The organism is Polyangium fumosum (assembly GCF_005144585.1).
In the GTDB taxonomy this organism is placed as follows: Bacteria; Myxococcota_A; Polyangia; order Polyangiales; family Polyangiaceae; genus Polyangium; species Polyangium fumosum.
The window spans coordinates 68,763-88,624 of sequence record NZ_SSMQ01000017.1 but is presented as its reverse complement, the minus strand read 5'-3'; the positions used below and the strand labels follow the sequence as shown (position 1 = coordinate 88,624).

General features: G+C 68.8%; 18 protein-coding genes. 9 read left to right on the top strand and 9 right to left on the bottom strand.

Features of this window, described 5'->3' with window-relative positions; translation table 11 throughout:
- Nucleotides 1–140: 140 nt before the first annotated feature.
- A complete protein-coding gene (locus E8A74_RS18155) occupies nt 141–2,003 on the top strand; it encodes a S1 RNA-binding domain-containing protein (RefSeq protein ID WP_136930280.1) in 1,863 nt (620 codons plus the stop codon).
- 74 nt (nt 2,004–2,077) lie between these two features.
- On the opposite strand, the gene E8A74_RS18150 is transcribed toward E8A74_RS18155, so the two are convergent.
- From E8A74_RS18150 to E8A74_RS18135, 4 genes are read right to left on the bottom strand one after another with little or no spacing between them, the layout of a single operon-like run.
- On the bottom strand, nt 2,078–3,307 hold the full coding sequence (locus E8A74_RS18150; RefSeq protein ID WP_232379631.1) for an ABC transporter permease: 1,230 nt from the start codon (nt 3,305–3,307) through the stop codon (nt 2,078–2,080).
- Complete coding sequence (locus E8A74_RS18145) at nt 3,304–4,524, bottom strand: ABC transporter permease (RefSeq protein WP_136930279.1); 1,221 nt, start codon at nt 4,522–4,524, stop codon at nt 3,304–3,306. Before E8A74_RS18145 ends, E8A74_RS18150 begins: the two co-directional genes overlap by 4 nt.
- Entirely contained in the window at nt 4,521–5,285 is a 765-nt protein-coding gene (locus tag E8A74_RS18140; RefSeq protein WP_136930278.1) for an ABC transporter ATP-binding protein, read from the bottom strand. Before E8A74_RS18140 ends, E8A74_RS18145 begins: the two co-directional genes overlap by 4 nt.
- A gap of 12 nt (nt 5,286–5,297) precedes the next feature.
- Nucleotides 5,298–6,608, bottom strand: coding sequence for an efflux RND transporter periplasmic adaptor subunit (locus E8A74_RS18135; RefSeq protein WP_136930277.1), 1,311 nt, complete (start codon nt 6,606–6,608; stop codon nt 5,298–5,300).
- A gap of 104 nt (nt 6,609–6,712) precedes the next feature.
- Here E8A74_RS18135 and E8A74_RS18130 point away from each other — a divergent pair, with 104 nt between their 5' ends.
- Genes E8A74_RS18130 through E8A74_RS18095 form a run of 8 tightly spaced genes read left to right on the top strand, consistent with a single transcriptional unit; the run spans nt 6,713 to nt 11,948 of the window.
- The gene (locus tag E8A74_RS18130) at nt 6,713–7,318 is read left to right on the top strand and encodes an FKBP-type peptidyl-prolyl cis-trans isomerase (RefSeq protein WP_136930276.1); all 606 of its coding nucleotides are present in this window, start codon (nt 6,713–6,715) and stop codon (nt 7,316–7,318) included.
- A gap of 53 nt (nt 7,319–7,371) precedes the next feature.
- Complete coding sequence (locus E8A74_RS18125; protein ID WP_136930275.1) at nt 7,372–7,683, top strand: hypothetical protein; 312 nt, start codon at nt 7,372–7,374, stop codon at nt 7,681–7,683.
- Complete coding sequence (locus tag E8A74_RS18120; protein WP_136930274.1) at nt 7,680–7,970, top strand: DUF1844 domain-containing protein; 291 nt, start codon at nt 7,680–7,682, stop codon at nt 7,968–7,970. The genes E8A74_RS18125 and E8A74_RS18120 overlap by 4 nt, the downstream gene beginning before the upstream one ends.
- Nucleotides 7,967–9,157, top strand: coding sequence for a S1C family serine protease (locus E8A74_RS18115; protein WP_232379630.1), 1,191 nt, complete (start codon nt 7,967–7,969; stop codon nt 9,155–9,157). Before E8A74_RS18120 ends, E8A74_RS18115 begins: the two co-directional genes overlap by 4 nt.
- Nucleotides 9,158–9,199: 42 nt before the next feature.
- Entirely contained in the window at nt 9,200–10,036 is an 837-nt protein-coding gene (locus E8A74_RS18110) for a sigma-70 family RNA polymerase sigma factor (RefSeq protein WP_232379629.1), read from the top strand.
- On the top strand, nt 10,033–10,779 hold the full coding sequence (locus tag E8A74_RS18105) for an anti-sigma factor family protein (protein ID WP_136930273.1): 747 nt from the start codon (nt 10,033–10,035) through the stop codon (nt 10,777–10,779). Before E8A74_RS18110 ends, E8A74_RS18105 begins: the two co-directional genes overlap by 4 nt.
- Entirely contained in the window at nt 10,776–11,282 is a 507-nt protein-coding gene (locus tag E8A74_RS18100; RefSeq protein ID WP_136930272.1) for a hypothetical protein, read from the top strand. Before E8A74_RS18105 ends, E8A74_RS18100 begins: the two co-directional genes overlap by 4 nt.
- Nucleotides 11,283–11,303: 21 nt before the next feature.
- Nucleotides 11,304–11,948 carry a M23 family metallopeptidase gene (locus tag E8A74_RS18095; RefSeq protein WP_136930271.1) on the top strand — a complete coding sequence of 215 codons (645 nt, stop codon included), beginning with the start codon at nt 11,304–11,306 and terminating at the stop codon, nt 11,946–11,948.
- Nucleotides 11,949–11,957: 9 nt separating this feature from the next.
- Here E8A74_RS18095 and E8A74_RS18090 read toward each other — a convergent pair whose 3' ends face one another.
- From E8A74_RS18090 to E8A74_RS18070, 5 genes are all read right to left on the bottom strand, one after another.
- Nucleotides 11,958–13,124, bottom strand: a complete 1,167-nt coding sequence (locus E8A74_RS18090) for a sensor histidine kinase (protein ID WP_232379628.1) — start codon at nt 13,122–13,124, stop codon at nt 11,958–11,960.
- Between the two features lie 69 nt (nt 13,125–13,193).
- A complete protein-coding gene (locus tag E8A74_RS18085; protein ID WP_232379627.1) occupies nt 13,194–15,224 on the bottom strand; it encodes a PAS domain S-box protein in 2,031 nt (676 codons plus the stop codon).
- 56 nt (nt 15,225–15,280) lie between these two features.
- On the bottom strand, nt 15,281–16,309 hold the full coding sequence (gene ruvB / locus E8A74_RS18080) for a Holliday junction branch migration DNA helicase RuvB (protein ID WP_136930269.1): 1,029 nt from the start codon (nt 16,307–16,309) through the stop codon (nt 15,281–15,283).
- A gap of 45 nt (nt 16,310–16,354) precedes the next feature.
- Entirely contained in the window at nt 16,355–18,259 is a 1,905-nt protein-coding gene (locus tag E8A74_RS18075) for a sensor histidine kinase (RefSeq protein WP_136930268.1), read from the bottom strand.
- The gene (locus tag E8A74_RS18070; protein WP_232379626.1) at nt 18,256–19,830 is read right to left on the bottom strand and encodes a sensor histidine kinase; all 1,575 of its coding nucleotides are present in this window, start codon (nt 19,828–19,830) and stop codon (nt 18,256–18,258) included. Before E8A74_RS18070 ends, E8A74_RS18075 begins: the two co-directional genes overlap by 4 nt.
- Between the last annotated feature and the right edge of the window lie 32 nt (nt 19,831–19,862).

The following is a 19,862-nucleotide window of genomic DNA, read 5'->3' as shown; positions in this document are numbered from 1 at the left end:
CTCGAAGTTCGAGCGCTGTGCGCGGAGACCTCGCGCCTGTGCACGAGGTACGTTATGTTTTCCGTCCCCTTCCGAGCTACGCGTGTGCGCGATGGTCGTCCCCCGACGACGCGCGCCGCGAGCGGGGCCCGAGATCCCGGATGAACACGGACAACAACATCACCGAGGCGGCAGAGGTCCAGACGGACGCCGCGGCGCCCGAGGCGCAGCCGCAGAATCAAACGCCCGAGGCGAGCACCGAGGCCCAGGCCCCCTCGCCCACCGCCGCTCCATCCCGCGAAGAGTGGGAGGATGAGCAGCCGGGAGACGACATTGGCAACCGCTTGCCGGGTGCCGGCGGAAGGCCGCAGGCGAGCCCTGCGGCGACGGCCGAGGGCCCAGGCGGCGACGCGAAGAAGCGCAAGCGCCGCAGGAAGCGCAAGGGTCCCCCGGGCGCGCAAGGCCCGACGGCGGAAGGCGCGACCGAAGGCGCCGAGGCGAGCGACGGCGAGGACGCGGAAGGCGAGGACGCGGAGGCCGGCGAGGCTTCCGAGGCCCAAGCCGGAGGCGAAGCGCCGCAAGGCAAGCGCAAGGATCGCCGCAAGGACAAACAGGCCGCAGCGGCGGCCGCGGCCCAGCGCGAGCGCCCTGCGTTCAGCGTGGGCGAAGAGGTCTTCGGCAAGGTCTGCAAGGTGACGGACCAGGCGATCTGGATCGACATCGCAGGCAAGGCGACGGGCCTCTTCGATCGGCAAGAGCTCGGCGACGAGGAAGTGCCGGCCGAGGGCGATCAGTTCATCGCGAGCGTGCAAAGCACGGGCGTTCGCGGCGGCATGCTGGTGCTCTGCAAGGGGCAACCGAAGCCGCTCGACGACCTGAAGACGCAGCTCGAAGCCGCGTCGCAGAGCGGCGAGCCGGTCTTCGGCTTCGTGACGGGCGCGGTGAAGGGCGGCCTCGAGGTCGATCTCGGTGGCCTCCGGGCGTTCGCACCGGCCTCGCACGTGGACCTGCGCCACGGCGCGGATCTCTCGCACCTCGTCGGTCAGCGTCTCGACTTCGTCGTCGCGCAGTACGCGAAGAAGGGCCGCGACATCGTGGTCTCGCGCAAGCGCATGCTCGAAGAGGACGCGCGTCGCCTGCGCACCGAGGCGCTCAGCAAGGTCACGCCCGGCAGCGTGCACAAGGGCATCGTGCGCAAGGTCGTGGCGTGGGGCGTCTTCGTCGCGCTGCCCGAGGCGGGCAACGTCGAAGGCCTCATCCACATGACCGAGGCGAGCCACGATCGCAGCGCGCGGCTCGGCGACCTCTTCCGTCCGGGTACGGAGATCGACGTCAAGATCATCCGCATCGACGACAAGGGCAAGCTGTGGCTCAGCCACAAGGCCACGACCGCGGATCCGTGGGACACGGTGAAGGAGAAGTACGCGGTCGGCACGAAGCACAAGGGCAAGATCGCGCGCCTGCAGCCGTTCGGCGCGTTCATCGAGCTCGAGCCCGGAATCGACGGCCTCTGCCACACGGCGGACATCGCGTTCAAGCAGGTCGAGCACCCGAGCGAGGTGGTGAAGGTCGGCGACGAGATTGACGTCGTCGTCGCGAGCTGCGATCCGGGCGCGCACAAGATCGGCCTGCACCCCGCGCTGCCGAGCGGCGAGGAGGAAGAGCCGCGTCAGCGCGTGCAGCAGTACAAGGCCGTAAAGGTCGCCGTCGTGCAGGCCGTCGAGGGAGGACTCTCGGTCCGCGTCCTCGGCGTCACCGGTCGCGCGGCGCGCGGCTTCATCCCGGCGGGCCACACGGGCACGGCGCGCGGCACCGATCTCCGCAAGGAGTTCCCCGTGGGCACGAAGCTCGACGCGAAGGTCCTCGAGGTCGACCCGCGCCGCGGCGAGGCGAAGCTCTCGATCCGCGCGCTCAAGGAGGACGCCGAGAAGCAGGCGTACCAGTCGTACCGCGCAGGCGTCGCCCGCGAAGCGAAGTTCGGCACCTTCGCCGACCTCATGAAGAAGAGCCAATCGAGCCACTGATCTGATTGGCCGAACGATCACGCGCCCCGCGGCCGAGAGGCCCGGGGCGCGTGACATTTTGTGGTCAAATCATTTTACTCGCGGCCGAGCGCTTGCACCGGGTCCATCCGCGCGGCCCTGCGCGCCGGGAAGAACCCGAAGACGAGCCCGATCGCCGTGCTCGTCCCGAGCGCCACCGCGAGCGCTTGGGGCGCGAGCTTCATCGGCAGATCGAGCGCCGCGCCGAGGCCGACGATCGCGGCGTAGCCGATCGTCGTCCCCACGAGCCCGCCGAGCGTCGCGAGCACGAGCGACTCGACGAGGAACTGCACGAGGATGTCCATCTCGCGCGCGCCGATCGCCATGCGGATGCCGATCTCGCGCGTCCGCTCCGTCACGCTGACGAGCATGATGTTCATCACGCCGATGCCGCCCACGACGAGCGACACGGCCGCGATCCCGACAAGCAGGAGGGACAGCACCCCGTAGATGTTGTCCTGCATCTGCTGGAACTCGGCCTGCGAGCGGATGAGGAAGTCGTCCTCGTCTCCCTCGCGGATGCGGTGCCTTTGGCGGAGGATCTCCTCAGCTTGCTTCTTCGCGCGGTCGGTCGTCTCCGGGCTCGTGGCGCTCATCATGATGGCGTCCGTCTCGCCCGGCCGCGTGAAGCGCACGTGAGATCGCATCGTGGTGATCGGCATGAGCACGACGTCGTCCTGGCTGCGACCGAAGGGCGAAGGGCCCTTCTCTTCGAGCACGCCGAGCACGCGGTACGGATGCCGGCCGATTCGAATCCATCGGCCCACGGGATCGGCCGTGCCGAAGAGATCCTTCGCCGTCCCCGCGCCGATGACCGCGACCTTCTCGGAGACGTTCTCGGCCGACGTCGTCCACGGCTCGCCGCGCTGGAGCTCCCAGTTGCGCACCTTGAGGTAGCCGATGCGCGAGCCGATCACCTCGGCCTTCGCGTTTTGCCCTTCGTAGACGACCTGCGCCGACGCACGCAGGAACGGCACAGCGGCCTTGATGCTCGTCGACTCGCGTTCGAGCGCCTGACAGTCGGACTCCGAGAGCTTCGAGCCTCCCGTCGTACGCGCGCCCGAGGCCCGCGCCGACTGCGGAAAGACGATCAGCGCGTTCGAGCCGAGGTTCGTGATCTGCCCGTTGATCTTGGCGCGCGCGCCGTCGCCGAGCGCGGTCATCGTCACGACGGCCGCGATGCCGATGGTGATGCCGAGGATCGTCAGCGCCGCGCGCAGCTTGTTGCGCAGGACCGCCCGCATGGCGATCGCGATCGCGGAGAAGACACGCGCGAGGCCGATCACTCTTGCCGCAGCGCGACGATGGGATCCATCAGCGCCGCCCTCCTCGCGGGGAAAAACCCGAACACGATCCCGATCACGGCGCTCGTCCCCATCGCCGCGACGACCGCGGGGATCGGGAGCTGGAGCGACCATCCGAGCGCGCCGCCGAGCGCCTTGATCACGCCAGCGCCGATCCCGAGCCCGAACACGCCGCCGATCACGCTCAGCACGATCGCCTCGACGAGGAACTGCGTCATGATGTCCGCCGCCGAGGCGCCGATCGCCATGCGGATGCCGATCTCGCGCGTCCGCTCCGTCACGCTGACGAGCATGATGTTCATCACGCCGATCCCGCCGACGAGCAACGAGACGGCGGCGATCGACGAGAGCAGCACGGTCAACGTGCCTACGATCTCCTCGGAGGATTTGCGAAACTCCGCCTGCGTGCGGATCCCGAAGTCCGGATCCTGATCGGGCGCGATTCCGTGCCGTTGACGCAGGATCGCTTCGATCTGCGCGACGGCGCGATCGACGGTCCGCTCGTCCGTCGCGGAGGCGATGAGCTGCTGCACGCGCCCCGGAGGGCTCGGCACCACGCGCGCGCGGAAGCTGCCGATGGGCATGAGCACGCGATCGTCTTGATCCTCGCCGAAGGGTGACTGCCCCTTCGGCGTGAGCAGACCGACGACGCGATACGGATACCGACCGATGCGCACGTACTGCCCGATCGGATCCCCGGGTCCGAAGAGCTTTTCGCGCACCGTCTCGCCGATGATCACGACCTTCGCTTTGAGCAGCTCCTCCGACTCCGTGAACATCTCGCCCTTGCCCACGGAGAAGCCGCGCACCGGGAAGTAGGTGCGCGAGACGCCCATCACCTGCGTCACCGCGTTGCGATCGCCAGCGATCACCTGCGCTCCCGTGGAGCTGAAGGGCGCGACGTTCGCGATGCTCGTCGCCTCCGCCACGAGCGCGCGTCCGTCGGCCTCCGTGAGGCGATTGACGTCGGAGCTGCGTACGCCCGAGGTCTGCGTCGACTGCGGGAAGATAAAGATGACGTTCGCGCCGAGGTTCGAGATCTGCCCGACGACCTGCTGCTGCACGCCCGTGCCGAGCGCGACCACGATCACCACCGCCGCGACGCCGATCAGGATGCCGAGCACCGTCAAGGTCGAGCGCAGCTTCGAGCGCACGATGGCGCGCATGGCGAGCCGGATCGCGGCGAGGATCGCCGTCACGAAGTGGCCCCGTGTTCGTCCTGGACCGGCAGCTCCGCGAGCGCGCGCCCCGCGTCCGTTGGCCTCTCGTTCACGATGTCGCGCCGCACCGAGCCGTCGCGCATCTCGACCACGCGCCCTGCGCAGTCGGCGATGTCGCGCTCGTGCGTGACCAGCACGATCGTGATGCCTTGCTCCCGGTTGAGCCGTTGCAGCAGATCGAGCACCTCGTAACTCGTGCGCGTATCGAGGTTGCCCGTGGGCTCGTCGGCGAGCAGGAGCGGCGGCTGCGTCACGAGGGCGCGCGCGATCGCGACGCGCTGCTGCTGACCGCCGGAGAGCTGGTTCGGCGTGTGGTGCAGGCGCGCGCCGAGACCGACGGCGGAGAGCGAGGCGAGCGCGCGTTTCCTTCGCTCCGCGGCGGCGACACCTCGGTACACGAGGGGCAACTCGACGTTCTCCAGCGCGGTCGTGCGGGGCAGCAGGTTGAAGCCCTGGAACACAAAGCCGATGAGGTGGTTTCGCACGATGGCGCGCGCGTCGTTGCTCCGCGCGCCCACGTCGATCCCATCGAGGATGTACTGGCCGCGCGTCGGACGATCGAGGCAGCCGATGATGTTCATCATCGTGCTCTTGCCCGAGCCGCTCTGCCCGATGATCGCGACGAACTCACCCTTCCGGATCGTCAGATTCACGCCTCGGAGCGCGCGCACGACGACCGCCTCCGTGACGTAGTCCTTGTGAATCTCGACGAACTCGATGATCGGCGGGGCGTCCTTCATCACGTCCCTCGCCTAGAACGGCCTGCGACCGCCGCGACCGCCCTTGGCCCCTTCGTCGGTCTCTTCGGTGACGACCTTCAAGGTGCCGATGTCCGTGCGCAGCACCGTGTGGACGCCGTCCGTGATGCCGATGTCGACCTCGCGCATCTCGATCTGCTCGGCGCCCTGGGTCTCGTTGGTGAGCACGTAGATGCGCCCTTTGCCTGCGGGCAGCGGCGGCAGCGGATCCTGCGGGATCGGCTTGCCCTCCTTCGTCATCGGCGGCGAGGGCTTGAAGCGCAGCGCTGCGTTCGGCAGGCGCTTGATGCCCTTGGCCTCGGCCGAGTGGATCGTCGCCGTCGCCGTCATCCCGGGGCGCAGCTTGATGTCGGGGTTCTCGACCTCGATCACCGCGGCGTACGTCACGACGCCCGCCTGATTCACGGGGCTGTACCGCACCTGGCTCACGAGCCCCTTGAACGACTCGCCCGGGAACGCGTCGACGCGGATGTCGGCCGTCATGCCCTCCTTCAAGCGCCCCACGTCCGCCTCGTCGATGTCCGCGAGCACGCGCATCTTGCGGAGGTCCTGGGCGATCACGAAGAGCGTGGGCGTCTGGAAGCCGGCGGCGATCGTCTGTCCGGGATCGACCGCGCGGTTGATCACGACGCCCTCGATGGGCGAGAAGATCTTGGTGAAGGCGAGGTTCGTATTCGAGCGCCGCAGCGTGGCGTTGAGCTGCGCGACCTGCGCCTTGGAGGCCGTGACGTCGGCGAGCGCGATGTCGTAACTGCCTTGCGCGGCGTCGAGATCCGCCTGCGATCCCACGCCTTCCTTGAAAACCTTACGCGCTCGTTCGAGCCGCACCTTCGCCGTCTCGAGGTTCGCCTCGGCACGCTTGACGCTCGCGTTCCCCGCGGCAACCTGCGCCGCGTTCGCGTCGATCTCCGCGCCGAGGAGCTGCGTATCGATCTCCGCGAGCAGATCCCCAGCCTTCACGTGTGTGTTGAAATCGACGTGGACCTTCGTGATGCGCCCGGAGACCTGCGCGCCGATCTGCACCTCGGTGACCGGCTTGATCTGCCCGGTCGACTGGATCGTCTCGAAGACATCGCCCTGCGTGAGGGCCGTGCTCACGTATCGCGCGGGCGGCGGCGGCTTCGTCTTCTGCAGATAAAGCATCCCGCCCGCCGCGACCCCTGCGAGGACGATCAGGATGATGAACCAGCGGAGCCATTTCCCCCGGCCTTCGACACGAGACAGCGCCTTGTTCAGGTCGGGCCGCTCGGCCACATTGTTCCGAGCCTGTCCGCCCGCATCGAGGTGCACTCCCGGATTGGCCATGACGGACCCCGTGATAGCACGGAGGAGCCTTCGGGCGCGGCCGTGCCAAAGGATCTCCGGCAAGGCTTGAAGGGGCGACGCCTACGTGGCACATCCACGGGCCCATGTCCCAGCCTGCCATTGGCCCCGATACGCGCGTCTCGCTCTCGTACGTCCTCTTCGATGAGGACGGAGATACGGTCGATCGCGCGACCGAGAAAGAGCCACTCGAATACGTTCACGGTTACGCGCAGATCCTCCCGGGCCTCGAGCGGGCGGTCGAGGGCATGCGGGCGGGCGAGCGCCGCGAGATCATCGTCGAGGCTGCGGATGCCTTCGGCGAGCACGACGACGAGGGCGTCTTCGAAGTCGACAAGACCGACTTCCCCGACAGCGAGCACGTGACGCCCGGCGACGAGTTCATCGCGCAGGCCCCCGACGGCGAATCCATCGCGATGCGCGTGGTCGAGGTGCTCCCGGACGCGTTCGTCGTGGATACGAACCACCCGCTCGCGGGGCAGAAGATCCGCTTCGAGGTCGTCGTGCACGACGTGCGCGCGGCGAGCGACGACGAGATCGCGGAAGCACAGGCCGAGCTCGAAGAGCGCGCCCTCGGCGACGAGGAAGGCGGCGGCTGCTGCGATCACGACCATGATCACGACCACGACCATGATCATGGCCACGCGGCCGAGGGCGGCGGACATCTCGTCCAGCTCTCGCGCAAGCGCTGAGAGGTTTGCACCCGGGGGGGAGCAAGTCCGACCAAGGGAGACACGACGAACCGATGAAAGCTGCTTCCGATCAGGGTTACTTCTCCGCGCTTGCCCATGATCTCCGGGTGCGCGAGCGCCTCCTCGCCGCGGGCGTGATCACGCAGGCGGACATCGACAGTTACCTCGCCGGGCTCTCCGAGCTGGAGACGGAGGCCGAGGGGCTCGGCATTCCGCAGCCTGCGCTCGTCTCCGCGTCCTCGGCTGCGGCCCCGGCGCCGCAGCCCATCGCGGCGGCTCCGGCTCCGGCTCCGGCCGTGAGCAGCGCGGCGGTCGACGTCGAGGATGACATCGACGACGCAGCCGACGAGGCAGGCGAGGCGTGAGCAGCCCGGGCGATCGCGACGCGCCGCCCACGGGGCAGCTCCCGAAGCTCGACTTCTCGATCTTCGTGATGTCCATCATCGGCTCGGCACACGTCCACCTCGGCGACATGCCCGGCCCGGATGGGCACGCGGAGCGCAGCCTCGACCTCGCCCAGCAGAACATCGAGCTCCTCACGCTGCTCGAGGAGAAGACGAAGGGAAACCTCACGGGCGAAGAAGAGCGGCTCCTCACGCAGGCCCTCGACGAGTTGCGCGAACGCCTCGCAGAGGTATCGAAAGAAACGTGAACTCACGTCGTCCGCTGCTCTCGCGCATCGTCCTGATCTCGTGGCTCCTCGTGGCCGCGTCGGCGTGTGGCAAGGGCGGCGGAGCGTCGAGCGGTTCGTCCCCGCCGGGCGAGGGCACCTCGTCGCTCCCGCCCGGCGCCATCGCGCTTCCGAGCAGCACTGCGTCCACGGGGCCTCCGGCGCTCGCGCAAACCGGGCTCTCCGCGCCGGCGGTCGTGACGGCCGAGGGCGCGCCGATCTCCTTCGCGCCGCTCGCGAAAAAGGCTGATCCGGCCGTGGCGACGGTGAAGGCGCGCGTCGAGAAGGAGACCTCGTCGGGCCGCCGGCGCGCCGTCTCCGAGGGCCTCGGCACCGCGTTCGTCTATGACCCCGAGGGGTTCATGCTGACGAACAACCACGTCATCGAGGACGCGACGGACATCGTCGTCGGCTTCGTCGATGGCCGTGAAATGCGGGCGACGGTCGTCGGCCGGGACAAGCACACGGACATCGCGGTCTTGCGCGTCGACGAGCGAGGGCTCCCGTCGCTTTCGCTCGGCGACTCGGATGGGATCGACGTCGGCGACTGGGTCGTCGCCATCGGCAACCCGTTCGGCCTCTCGCATACGGTCTCTGCGGGCATCCTCTCGGCGAAGGGCCGCACGCGCGACGATGTCAAAGGCCTCGATCCCAGCGGTTACTTCAACTTCCTCCAGACGGACGCCAGCATCAACCCGGGCAACTCGGGCGGCCCGCTGCTCAGCATGCGCGGCGAGGTCGTGGGCATCAACGCGGCCGTCCGCGCGAATGCGAACAACATCGGCTTCGCGATCCCGATCAACATGGTCAAGCAGCTCCTGCCCATGTTGCTACGGGACGGGAAGATCCGGCGCAGCGCGCTCGGGGTCTTCGTCGACGCGCTGAACCCGATCGAGGCGGGGCGCCTGCGCCGGCCGGATCGCAAGGGCGCGTGGGTGCAGAAGGTGATCGCGGGTGGGCCGGCTGATCGTGCTGGGCTCTCGCCCGACGACGTCATCGTCGCCTTCGACGGCAAGTCCGTCGCGGATCCCAACGAGCTGCGGTGGCTCGCGAGCATCGCGGGCGTCAACAAGACGGTGACCTTGCGGATCGCGCGCCTCGAGCGGGTCTTCGACGTCCGCGTAACGCTCAGCGAGCTCGAGCCGATCGACGACCGTGAGGAGCCTTGACCTTTCGGCCGGAAGGCCGATCGCCTAGAGTATCACCTCGCCGTGCCCCCCATTCCCACGCCCCCCGACGAGTCCCTCCGGCCCGAGCCGGCCGACCCGACGGACGACCAGACTGAAGGCGCCCTGGGGCTGCCGGATGATCTCCCTGACGCCCCGCCGCTCCCCGAAGCCGCGATCGGCCGTCTCGGCCGCGTGAATAGGTCTTCGCAGGAGGCGTCCAACAAAGAGGCCCGAAGGCGGGAGGCAGAGGAAGATCGTGAGCTCATCCTTCGGGCACAGAAGGGGGACCAGGCGGCGTTCAGGCGGCTCGTGGAGCGCCACCAGCGCCGCGCCTTCGCGATCGCGATGGGTCTCGTCCGGGACGAGAACGACGCGCGCGAGCTGGTTCAGGATGCTTTTTTGCGGGTTTACCGCAATCTCAACTCCTTCCAGGGTGGATCGTCGTTTTTCACCTGGCTCTACCGGATCGTCACGAACCTCGCGATCGACCTCATGCGCAAGCCTGGGCGTCGGGATGCCGAGCTCGTCGACGGGCAAGCCGCTTCGGAGGAGCCGACGGAGTTTCCGCTGGTCTCTCGCATCGATGGCGCCGACCCGATCGACGTCATGCGCCGCCGGGAGATCGCGGGCCGCATCCAGGCCGCCCTCGATGCCCTGCCCCCCTACCACCGAGGCGTGATTCTGATGCGTGAAGTCGAAGGCATGTCGTACGAAGAAATGGCCGTGGCCATGGGCGTCTCGAAAGGGACGATCATGAGCCGGCTGTTCCACGCCCGGCAGAAGCTCCAGCGCGCGCTCGCGGATTGCTACGCGGAGGAAGGGCGTTCGCGAAGCGGCACGACGGACGAGATCCCAGCCGAGCCGGAGGAGGCGCCGTGACCACGAAGATGATGAACGGAGAAGCGCACGAGACGCGCACGAAGCGGCCGCCGACGGACCTCGAGCTGATGATGTACGTGGACGGCGAGCTCGAAGGCGAGCGGCTGCGCGAGGTTCGTCAGGCTCTTTCGCGGGACAGCGCGTTGCGAAACAAGGTCGCCGCGCTCTCGCTCTCGGCCTCGATCGTCCGGGAGAACGCCGAGAGCGCCGCGGCCATCGACCTGACCGACGGCATCATGGCCCGCATCGCGGCCGACAAGAGCCCGACGCGCGACGCGAGGGACGCCGCGCCCGCGCTCGAAGCGCCGTCCGAGCGCAAGGACGCCGAGGTGAAACCGCTGCTTCGGCCGGGCCTCGACAAGGCGGCTGCGAAGTCGACCCCGTCGAACGACAACTCGCGCGGGATCTTCGCGCTCGCGGCGGTCGCGGTCGCGGCGGCGGCGGGGCTCATGATCTGGGGCCGGATGGATGTCGGTACGCCGCATTCGCAAGGCGCGCCGGTGGCCGCGATCACGACACCCGCGGAGCCGCCCGCGGCGCCTGCCCCGACGACCGCAGAGGCGGCGCGTGTGGCCGACACGGACGCGCAGGACGGTGATACCGAGCCGGGCGTGGCCGTCGCGGCCGTCGACTTCGGCACCAAAATCGGCACGATCTTTTACGTGCCGGCGGAGGCTGCCACGTCGAACCACACCACCACTGTCGTGTGGCTGGCCGACGATTCCGCTGGAGGAGAACAATGAGGCTCCCGCTGTTTGCTTTGCTCGTGGCTGCGTTCGGGCTGTCGCTCGGACACGTCCCCTCCGTGGCGCATGCCCAGGACGCCGCCGCCGCTCAGGCGGACGCATCCGTTTCAATGGAGATCGTGGTCCTCCACGGCACGAACGACGGCACGGGCATCGACTCCAAGATCGGCAAGATGCCCGAACTCGCGAAGCCGCCGTTCTCCTCGTACAACAGCTACAAGCTGCTCGATCGCTCGAAGCAGACCTCGTCCAAGGCGAGCCCCTCCACGCTGAAGCTCCCGAACGACAGGGTGCTCCAGATCTCGCTGAAGGACGTCGTCCAGCCGGCGAAAAAGGGCGAGCCGAAGCGCTACGTCATCAGCGCCAGCATCCAGAACCCCGGCGGCAAAACCTTCCTCCCGCTGCTCGAGGTCAACGCGAAGGCCGGCGAGACCTTCTTCGTGGCCGGCCAGAACCACAAGGGCGGCGTCCTCGTCATCGGAATCAAGGTCAATCCCTGAACTCGGTATAGTGAAGAGCGGATGCTCCCCCGCTCGTCTTTCTTCGCTCCCCTCCTCGTCGCCGGAAGCCTCCTGCTCTCTGCCTGCGGCGGAAGCGCTCCTCCTCCGAACATGCCGCGTTATGCGCCCGGGACGGTGCTCTACCGGCTCCCCGTCGTCGGCCAGTGGCGCGTCTACCGCACGCATTACGGTGCGAACAACGACCAGGCGTACGCGCTCGATCTCGTGATCGACGACAACATGCCAAAGTCGCAGCGCAACGAGGACCATCCCTCGTACAACCAGCCCATCGTGGCCGACGCGCCCGGTGTCGTGGTGGTCGCGGTCGACGGCGTCCCCGACAACGTCCCGGGGCGCGCGAACAAGTACGACATGCACGGCAACTTCGTCGTGCTCGATCATCAGAACGGCGAGTACTCGCTCTTCGCGCACTTCATCCCGGGCAGCGTGCGCGTGCGCAAAGGCATGTTCGTCCCGGCCGGCACCGAGCTCGGTCGATGCGGCAACTCGGGGCACTCGTTCGCGCCCCACCTGCACTGGCAGATCATGACGGACGCGGACGCGAGCTCCGCGCGCGGCGTCCCGCCTCGGTACACGCCCTACGAGCGCAACGGCGCGATGTCGGTCGAGCTCCCGCAGAAGGGCGATCGCCTCCTCGCGAAGTAGAGCGCGCCGTCAGCGCTCCGGTGGCTCGCTCGGAGATGCGGCGAGCGGAAGATCGAGCACGAAGACCGTGCCCTTCTCCGCGTGGGCGTATGCGCGGATCTTGCCGCCGTGCGACGCCACGATGTTCCGCACGATGCTGAGCCCGAGGCCCGAGCCCGTGCCGTCGGTCTTCGTCGTGAAGAACGGCTCGAAGATCTTCTCGAGGTGCGCAGCGTCGATGCCGTGGCCCTCGTCCTGGATCGTGATGCGTACCGCGTCGCCGACGTCGGACATCGCGGTCTTGATGATCAGGCGTCCGCCCTGCTCACGCATCGCGTGCGCGGCGTTCGTGAAGAGGTTGACGAAGACCTGCGCGAGCTGACCGGCGACGCCACGCACGAGGCGCACGTCGCCGAACTGGCGCTCGACCTCGACGTGCATCTCGCCGAGCACGTGATCACAGAACACGAGCGCGCGCTCGATCGTGTCGTGGATGGCGACGGGCGCGGGCACGGACGCGGTGGGGCGCGAGTACGCCATGAGGTCGCGCGAGAAACGCAGGATGCGCTCGGCGGCCTCGTTGATGCGCGCGAGGCGCTCGACGTCGGCGGGATCCGCCTCCGTGCGCAGCGCCTTTTTGTGGAGGTAGTCCGAGTACGCGACGATCGACGTGAGCGGGTTGTTGAGCTCGTGCACGATGCCGGCGGCGATCTGCCCCAGCGAGGCGAGCTTGCCGGCCTGGATCACCTGGGCTTCGAGCTCCTTCACCTCGGTGCCGTGCGCGCGCGCCGCGCGATGAATGCGCGCGTTGCGGAGAGCTGCGCCGAGCGCGAGCGCGAGACGATCGACGAACGCATCCATCGAACCCGTGCCGGCGAAGCGCGCTTCGTCGTCGGAGGCGAGGTGCAACGTCGAGCCCTCGTCGGCGTTGATGACGACGACACGCTCGAACGCGTACTCGGGGAAGAGCCGCGTCGGATCGGGGGACTCCGCGCCTTCGCTGCGCGCGCCTCGGCGCACGACGACCTGCCCTTCGCTCCCGCCCGGCACGCAGACGCCGATCGCGGAGTCGGGCAGCGCTTCGAATGCTGCGACGACGAGCGACGTGGCGGCTTCCTCCGCGCTCGCATTGGGCGGAATTTCGCAGGAGGCGACGAGCAGGGCGTCGAGCCACTCCACAGGGAGATCGCGGCGCATCGCTTTCCTTTGCGTGATCGGGATTTGAGATTCCCGCATCGGAGCTTCGAGACCTTCGGCACCCATCTCTCACCCGAGCGCTCGGTTGGGGTCCTCTTCGCTGGACCGGTCCAGGTCGATGATCTTCGCTGCCCCCACGTACGCCTTGGTTTCGTAGCGCGTGATCTTGCCGATCTTCCGGACGATCTCGGCCATTCGTTCCGCCTCCCCGAGGATCGTCGACGCTGCGGAGCGGACGGACGCCGGGTCCTCCGCCCTCCGGTTGATGAGCTCTGCGTAGCCGAGCACGCTCGTGAGCGGCTGGTTCAGCTCGTGTGCGGCCGCGCCCGCGAGCTCCGCGATGAGCGCCTGTTTTTCGCGGGCACGGAGCTCCTCTTGCGCCTTCGTCAACTTTGCCTCCATGCGCAGGCGCTCGCGAAGGTCCGTGAAAAGACCCACGGAGCCGTCGGGCCGATCGTCCTCGACGATCAACGCGGCCGAGAGGAGCACCGGGATCAGCGTACCGTCCTTCGCGAGCGCGTCCGTCCGGTAGCCTTCGAGCCTCCCGGGGCCTCCGTGCTCCGGCGACTTGATGAGCCGCATGATCTGCGAGGCGCGGTTCGGCGCGTAGAGGTCGCGCACGTTCATCGCGCCGATCACTTCATTCGCGCGGTAGCCGTAGATGCGCTCCGCGGCGCGATTGAAGAGGCGAATCACGCCCTCGTTGTCGGCCGAGATGATCGCGTCGACCGAGCTCTCGATGACGCGCTCGAGGAACTCCTTCGTCTTCTTCAGCTCGGCGGCCATCGCGCGATCGTCGGTCACGTCGCGCAGGCTCACGAGGATCGCGCCGCCGTCCTCGCGCAGCACCGAGCTCGAGCTCACGCTGATGATGCGGCGCTCGCAGGCGATCTCGCTCGAACGGCGGATCGTGATGTCGACCATGTGCGGGAAGACGTTGCGCTTGAAGCTCCTGCGGATGCGGTTGAGCGTCGGGAGGTCCTTCGGATCGACGACGTCGGCGAGGCGGCTCGCGGCGAGCTGCTCCTCCGTGAGGCCCGTGATCTCGCGTGCGCGCGCGTTCGAGAAGAGGATCCGGCCGTCCACGTCGACGACCACGATGCCGTCCGCGGCTGAGTGGAAGAAGTCGGCGTACCGTTCGAGCGCGGCGAGGCGGCGCTCGGCCTCGAATCGGGCGACGTTGATCTCCTGCGTCTGATCTCGGAGCGACTGCAGGATCTTCGCGTTGCGCAGCGCGATGGCCGTCGCGTTCGCCACCGTGCGCGCGAGCGAGAGCTCGTGATCACGCATCGTCCCTGGCTGCCGCGCGCGCAGGAAGAGTACGCCCATGGGTTTGTCGTCGTAGACGATCGGGACGAGCGCGAGCGAGCGAAAGGAGTTCTGCGGCAGATCCGCGCGCACGACCTCGAAGAGCGGGTGCGTCGCGGCATCCTCGATCACGAGGACCTCGCCTGTCTCCAGGGTCCGCCGGATCTCCGGGTACTTGTCGAGGACGATGGGCAGATCGCGCAGCTCCCGATCGTCGCTCGCGGCCACGACGTACCCCGTATCGACGTTGTCGCCGACGAGCACGATGCTGCATCGATCGACCCGCGCCACTTCGGCGATGCGACGTACGACCGTGAAGAGGATGTCGCGGAAGTCGAGCGTAGATGAGAGCGCCTGCGTGAGCTCCAGGACGACGCGCGCGTCGCGCTCACGACGCCAGAGCGCGTCGACGTACTCGCGCATGCGGAGCTGGCCGCGGATGCGCGCGAGGAGCTCGGCCGGGCGGAACGGCTTGCGGACGAAGTCGTCAGCGCCCGCGTCGAAGGCGCGCGTGATGTCGTCGTCAGTGTCGAGCGCCGTCAGCACCACGACGGGGACATCCCCGATGCGCGTGTCTTCACGCAGGTGGCGAAGCACCTCGAAGCCGTCGGGCGGAGCCATGACGAGGTCGAGCAGGACGAGCGACGCGTCTCGCTCGGCGAGCCACGCGAGCGCCTCGGTGCCGGACGCCGCGGTGGCCACGGGGATGCCGGCGCCCGCGAGCGCCTGCGTCAGCACATGTCGGCTGACGGCATCGTCGTCGACGACGAGCACAGGGAGCGCGGGGAGCACGGAACGAGATTATCCGTGGTCGTGCAGGAAGGGAAACGTGCAGCCGCTCTTCCGCTTCAGGAGAACAGATCGCCCTGGGGTGTTCCCTTCACCGGCATCGGCTTGCCCAGGTGCTCGTAGGCCTTTCGCGTGGCGATGCGCCCGCGCGGCGTGCGGCCGAGGAAACCCTGCTGGAGGAGGTAAGGCTCGTAGACGTCCTCGATCGTGTCGCGCGGCTCGCTCAGCGCGGCGGCGATCGTGTCGATGCCGACAGGACCTCCGTCGTAGTGATCGATGATCACCATGAGCAGGCGCCGATCCATCTCGTCGAGGCCCGCGGCGTCGATCTCCAGGCGCTCGGCGGTCATGCTGGCGATCTTCACGGTGATGCGGCCCGTACCGAGGACCTCGGCGAAGTCGCGCGCGCGCCGCAAGAGGCGGTTCGCCACGCGCGGCGTGCCACGTGCGCGCGCGGCGAGCTCACGGGCGCCGGCGTCGTCGATCGGCACCTCGATGAGCCGCGCGCTCCGCGTGATGATGCGCTGGAGATCCTCGACGGGATAAAAGTCGAGGCGCACGACGTAGCCGAAACGCGAGAGAAGCGGCGCCGTGAGCAGGCCCGTGCGGGTCGTCGCGCCGATCAGCGTGAAAGGCTTGAGCGCGAGCTGGATCGTCGTCGCGTACGGGCCGTCGCCCGTCATGATGTCGATCTTGAACGCCTCGATCGCAGGGTAGAGGCTCTCCTCGACGGCCGGCGTGAGCCGATGGATCTCGTCGATGAAGAGCACGTCGCGCGCTTCGAGCTTCGTGAGCAGACCGGCGAGCGCGCCCTTGTGCTCGATGGCCGGGCCGCTCGTGGCGTGCAGGTTCACGCCCATCTCGCGCGCCACGATGTGCGCGAGCGTCGTCTTGCCGAGGCCGGGCGGGCCGCAGAAGAGGGTGTGATCGACCGGCTCGCGCCGACGCTTCGCGGCCTCGACGAAGACCTTGAGGTTCTGCCGGTGTTTGTCCTGCCCGACGTACTCGTCGAGCGAGTCCGGCCGGAAGAGCCGATCGAAGCGGTCGTCGTCCGCGGTGGACGCCGGAGAGATCACGCGCTCGGACATGCGGCAGGACGTAGCCCGTACGAAGGGAGGAGGGAAGGCGCCGGTTCAGCCGAGCGCGGGCTTCGAGGAGAGCCGCGGGCGGCTGCCCGGGATCACGAGGGGGAGCCAGCACTGTATGACGGGCGCGCCGTCGGGGGTGTCCTCCACCTTCACGGAGCCGCCGTGCAGCTCCATGATCGACTGCGCGAGGCTCAAGCCGAGGGTGAGGCCGCGGCCGCGCGAGGTGGCGCGGCGGGCGAAGAGGGCTTCGAGCTCGGCGCGCGTAGTGTTGCGGCTGCCGAGCTCGACGTCGATTCGCACGGCCTGGTTTGGTTCGGCAGGACGGAGGGCGCGCACACGCACCGCGCGAGAGGCCGCGTCGACCGCCGACGTCCGGATCGCATGCGCGACAACGACGGCGATCGCGCGCGCCGTGTACGCAGGATCCACCGGGATCGTCGGCAGCCCCTCGGCGACCTCGAGGACGACGTCGTTCTGCGTGTCGCCCGCGAGCTCGCGCGCCTTGCGCACGGCGTCCGTCGCGAGGATCGCGACCTCGGTCGCGCGCGGCATGAGCGTGAGCTGTCCGGCCTCGACGCGCGCCGTGTCCAGGATCGACTCGATCAGGCCAAGCAACTCGCGGCCGCGGTTCGCGATGAGCGCGAGGCTCTCGCGCTGGCTCACGGTGAGCTCCTCGCGACCGACGAGCTCCGCGAAGCCGAGGATCGCGTTGAGCGGGCTCTTCAGGTCGTGGCTCACGCTCGCGAAGAGCAGGCCTCGCATGCGCTGCGCGGCCTCCTGCGCTTCGAGCGCGCGCTCCTGCGCGCCTGCAAAGATGCGGAAGCGCTCGGCGAGCACCTCGATCGCCCGACCGAGCCGCGCCACGAGCTCGAAGCGCGCAGGCCGCGCGATCTGCGTCGCGCCGCGCAGCACGCTCTCGGTACCGAGCAGGCGCACGCGGTGCGTGGCGAGCTTGAGGTCGGCCGTGAGGGCCTGACCGATCAACACGCCGAGCAGCGCCGCGAGGAGGACGAACGCGAGGGCGATCGCCACGCCCTCCGTCGTCACGGCGGGGTCGAGCTCGGCCGTGAAGCGTACGTCGGCCTGGCCGTCTTCGAGCGGCACGCTGAGCACGAGCTCGCCGTCGACCTCACGCCGGAACGTCGGATCTCCGTCGCGCCGCGGGCCGGTGATCCTCGCGAGGAAGCCGTGCTCCGCAGCCGCGGCCACGGCGTCCTCGCGCGCGTTCTTGTTGCCCTGCACCGGCCCTGGATCGAGCGCGATCTTCGCGAGGAGCAGCGCGGTGTTTTTCCGGCTCTGCTCGGTGAGCGTACGCATGTGCGCGTGCGTCGTGAGCACCGCGCCCACACCTACGAGCGCGACGGGCGCGACGACCGCGATCAAGAACTTCTGGAGGAGCCTTCGGCGCGGGATCTGGTGCAGCTCCTGCGACTCGAGCAGCGTGGTGATGGGCTCGATCGGCACGAGCTCGAGCAGGCGCACCGTGGCCGCGCGGATGAACACGTACTGGATGAGCGACGCGGCGCCGACGATGGTGATCGTGAGACAGAGCAGGCTGATGGCGCGGCCCTGATCGAGCTTCTCCGGACGGACCCCGGGCGCGATGCCAGCGAAGGAGACGATCGAGCCGACGACGAAGGTCCGCAGCGTGATCGCGCTCGGCAGCGACGCGAGAGCACCGAAGTCCTGCGCGCGTACCGTCGCGGTGCCCCCCGAGAGCACATGCAGAAGCGCGCGATGCTTGTGGACCCGGAGCACCGTCACGAGCAAGCACAGCCCAAACGCGACGATCATGAGCGCGGCGCCGGTGACGAGGACGTTCTTCGTCATCGTCCAGTCGAGCACGATGAGGTTCGGCGCGAGCAGCGCGATCGCGCAGAAGCCCCCGAAGCCCGTGAGGAGCTGGCGGACCAGGATGTTGCGCGTGAAGGTGCGGGCGACGTCCTTCATCCCTCCCCCTTCCTCGGCGGCAACGGCATCGGCGGCGGCGTCATCGAGTCGAGCAGGCGCGCCGGACGCGGCGGCGGATCCGAGGACAGATCGATCACGCGCGAGTCACTCGACGACTCCACGATCGTGCCCGGATCCGCGAGGTGCGGCAGGGTCGCGGTGAACGTCGAGCCGCGCCCCATCTCGCTGCTCACGTCGATCGTGCCGCCGTGCATGTGCACGAGCCGCTTCGTGATCGCGAGGCCGAGCCCCGTGCCCCTCCGGCGCGACTGCACGTCGCCGAGCTGCCTGTATTCCTCGAAGATCGCCGCCGTCTGCTCGCGCGGGATGCCCGGCCCCGTGTCGCGCACGACGATCGCCACGAACGACCCGCGCGCCTCGATCGTCACGGTCACCGATCCCCGCGTCGTGAACTTCACCGCGTTCGAGACGAGGTTCGTGATGATCTGCCGCACGCGCCGTTTGTCCGCGTACGCGTAGAGGCGGCTCTCGCCCGTTACTTCGAGCCCCAACGGTTTTTTCTTGATGGTCGCAGTCGCCTCGCGCACGACCTGCTCGGCGATCTGGCGGACGTCCACGGGCCCACGCGAGAGCTGCAGCGTGCCCGTCTCCAGCGCGGACAGCTCGAGGATGTCGTCGATGAGCTGGCGCAGGTGCTCGCCGCTCGTCCGGATCACCGCCAGCGACTCGCGCGCCTCGTCGCTGAGCGGACCATCGACCTCGCTCTCGAGCACGTGCGCGAAGCCGAGGATCGCGTTCAGCGGCGTGCGCAACTCGTGGCTGAGCCCCGCGAGGAACGCCGAGCGCTCCTTGTCCATCTCCGAGGCCTGCAGCAGATCCGCGCGGTAGCTGCGCTCGGCGGCCGCGAAGCGCGTGACGAGCAGGTTGAACGCGGCCGTCAGCACGCCGACCTGATCGAGCGAGCGGAGCGGGATCGGCTGCCCGGTCGGCGCTGCGTCCGGCCGGGCCATGTCCACGATGCGCTCACGCACGTACTCGACGTCGTCGCGGAGCTGCTTCGTGAACGCGACCGCGACGGAGACCGCCACGCCGAGCAGGAGCACGGTCAACGCCGCGACCGCATTCACGAGCGGCACGTAGCCCGGCGGCGGGCTCGGCGCCGAGACGAACGCGAGCACCGCGATCCCATCGAGCGGCGGGTCCAGCGGTCGCGCGGCGAACCGCACGCGACCGAGCGCCGTGCGTGTCTCGCCGCTGCCGGCCGCGAGCAGCCGCTGCACCTCGGCCTTGTTCGGCGGACCGAAGCTCTCGTCGACGAGGATCTGCCCACCCTGCTCGACGAGCAGGAGCTCCGTGCCGCTGCGCCTCGCCGCGCGCCCCACGATCTCGGGCCGCTCCTCCACCGCCGCGACGCGCATCCGCGCAGCGAGCGTCCTGGCGATCGCGGCGGCGCGCAGGGACGATGCATCGTCGCTGATCCGACGAAGTTGCGCGATGCCGAGCAGCGCGATCGCGAACGCCGTCGCGATGCCGATCACCAGCACCAGCACCGGCGCCACCGGCAAGAGCGGGAGGCTGCCGCGGAACAGTCGAAACGGGATGCGCCGCACGTTCGTCTCGCCTGCGGACGAGCATCATCCGC

Coding starts and splice junctions, on each gene's coding strand:
- E8A74_RS18155 (WP_136930280.1), top strand. CDS start 141: ATGAACACGGACAACAACATCACCGAGGCGGCAGAGGTCCAGACGGAC.
- E8A74_RS18140 (WP_136930278.1), bottom strand. CDS start 5,285: ATGAAGGACGCCCCGCCGATCATCGAGTTCGTCGAGATTCACAAGGAC.
- E8A74_RS18135 (WP_136930277.1), bottom strand. CDS start 6,608: ATGGCCAATCCGGGAGTGCACCTCGATGCGGGCGGACAGGCTCGGAAC.
- E8A74_RS18130 (WP_136930276.1), top strand. CDS start 6,713: ATGTCCCAGCCTGCCATTGGCCCCGATACGCGCGTCTCGCTCTCGTAC.
- E8A74_RS18125 (WP_136930275.1), top strand. CDS start 7,372: ATGAAAGCTGCTTCCGATCAGGGTTACTTCTCCGCGCTTGCCCATGAT.
- E8A74_RS18100 (WP_136930272.1), top strand. CDS start 10,776: ATGAGGCTCCCGCTGTTTGCTTTGCTCGTGGCTGCGTTCGGGCTGTCG.
- E8A74_RS18095 (WP_136930271.1), top strand. CDS start 11,304: ATGCTCCCCCGCTCGTCTTTCTTCGCTCCCCTCCTCGTCGCCGGAAGC.
- E8A74_RS18090 (WP_232379628.1), bottom strand. CDS start 13,124: ATGCGCCGCGATCTCCCTGTGGAGTGGCTCGACGCCCTGCTCGTCGCC.
- ruvB (WP_136930269.1), bottom strand. CDS start 16,309: ATGTCCGAGCGCGTGATCTCTCCGGCGTCCACCGCGGACGACGACCGC.
- E8A74_RS18075 (WP_136930268.1), bottom strand. CDS start 18,259: ATGAAGGACGTCGCCCGCACCTTCACGCGCAACATCCTGGTCCGCCAG.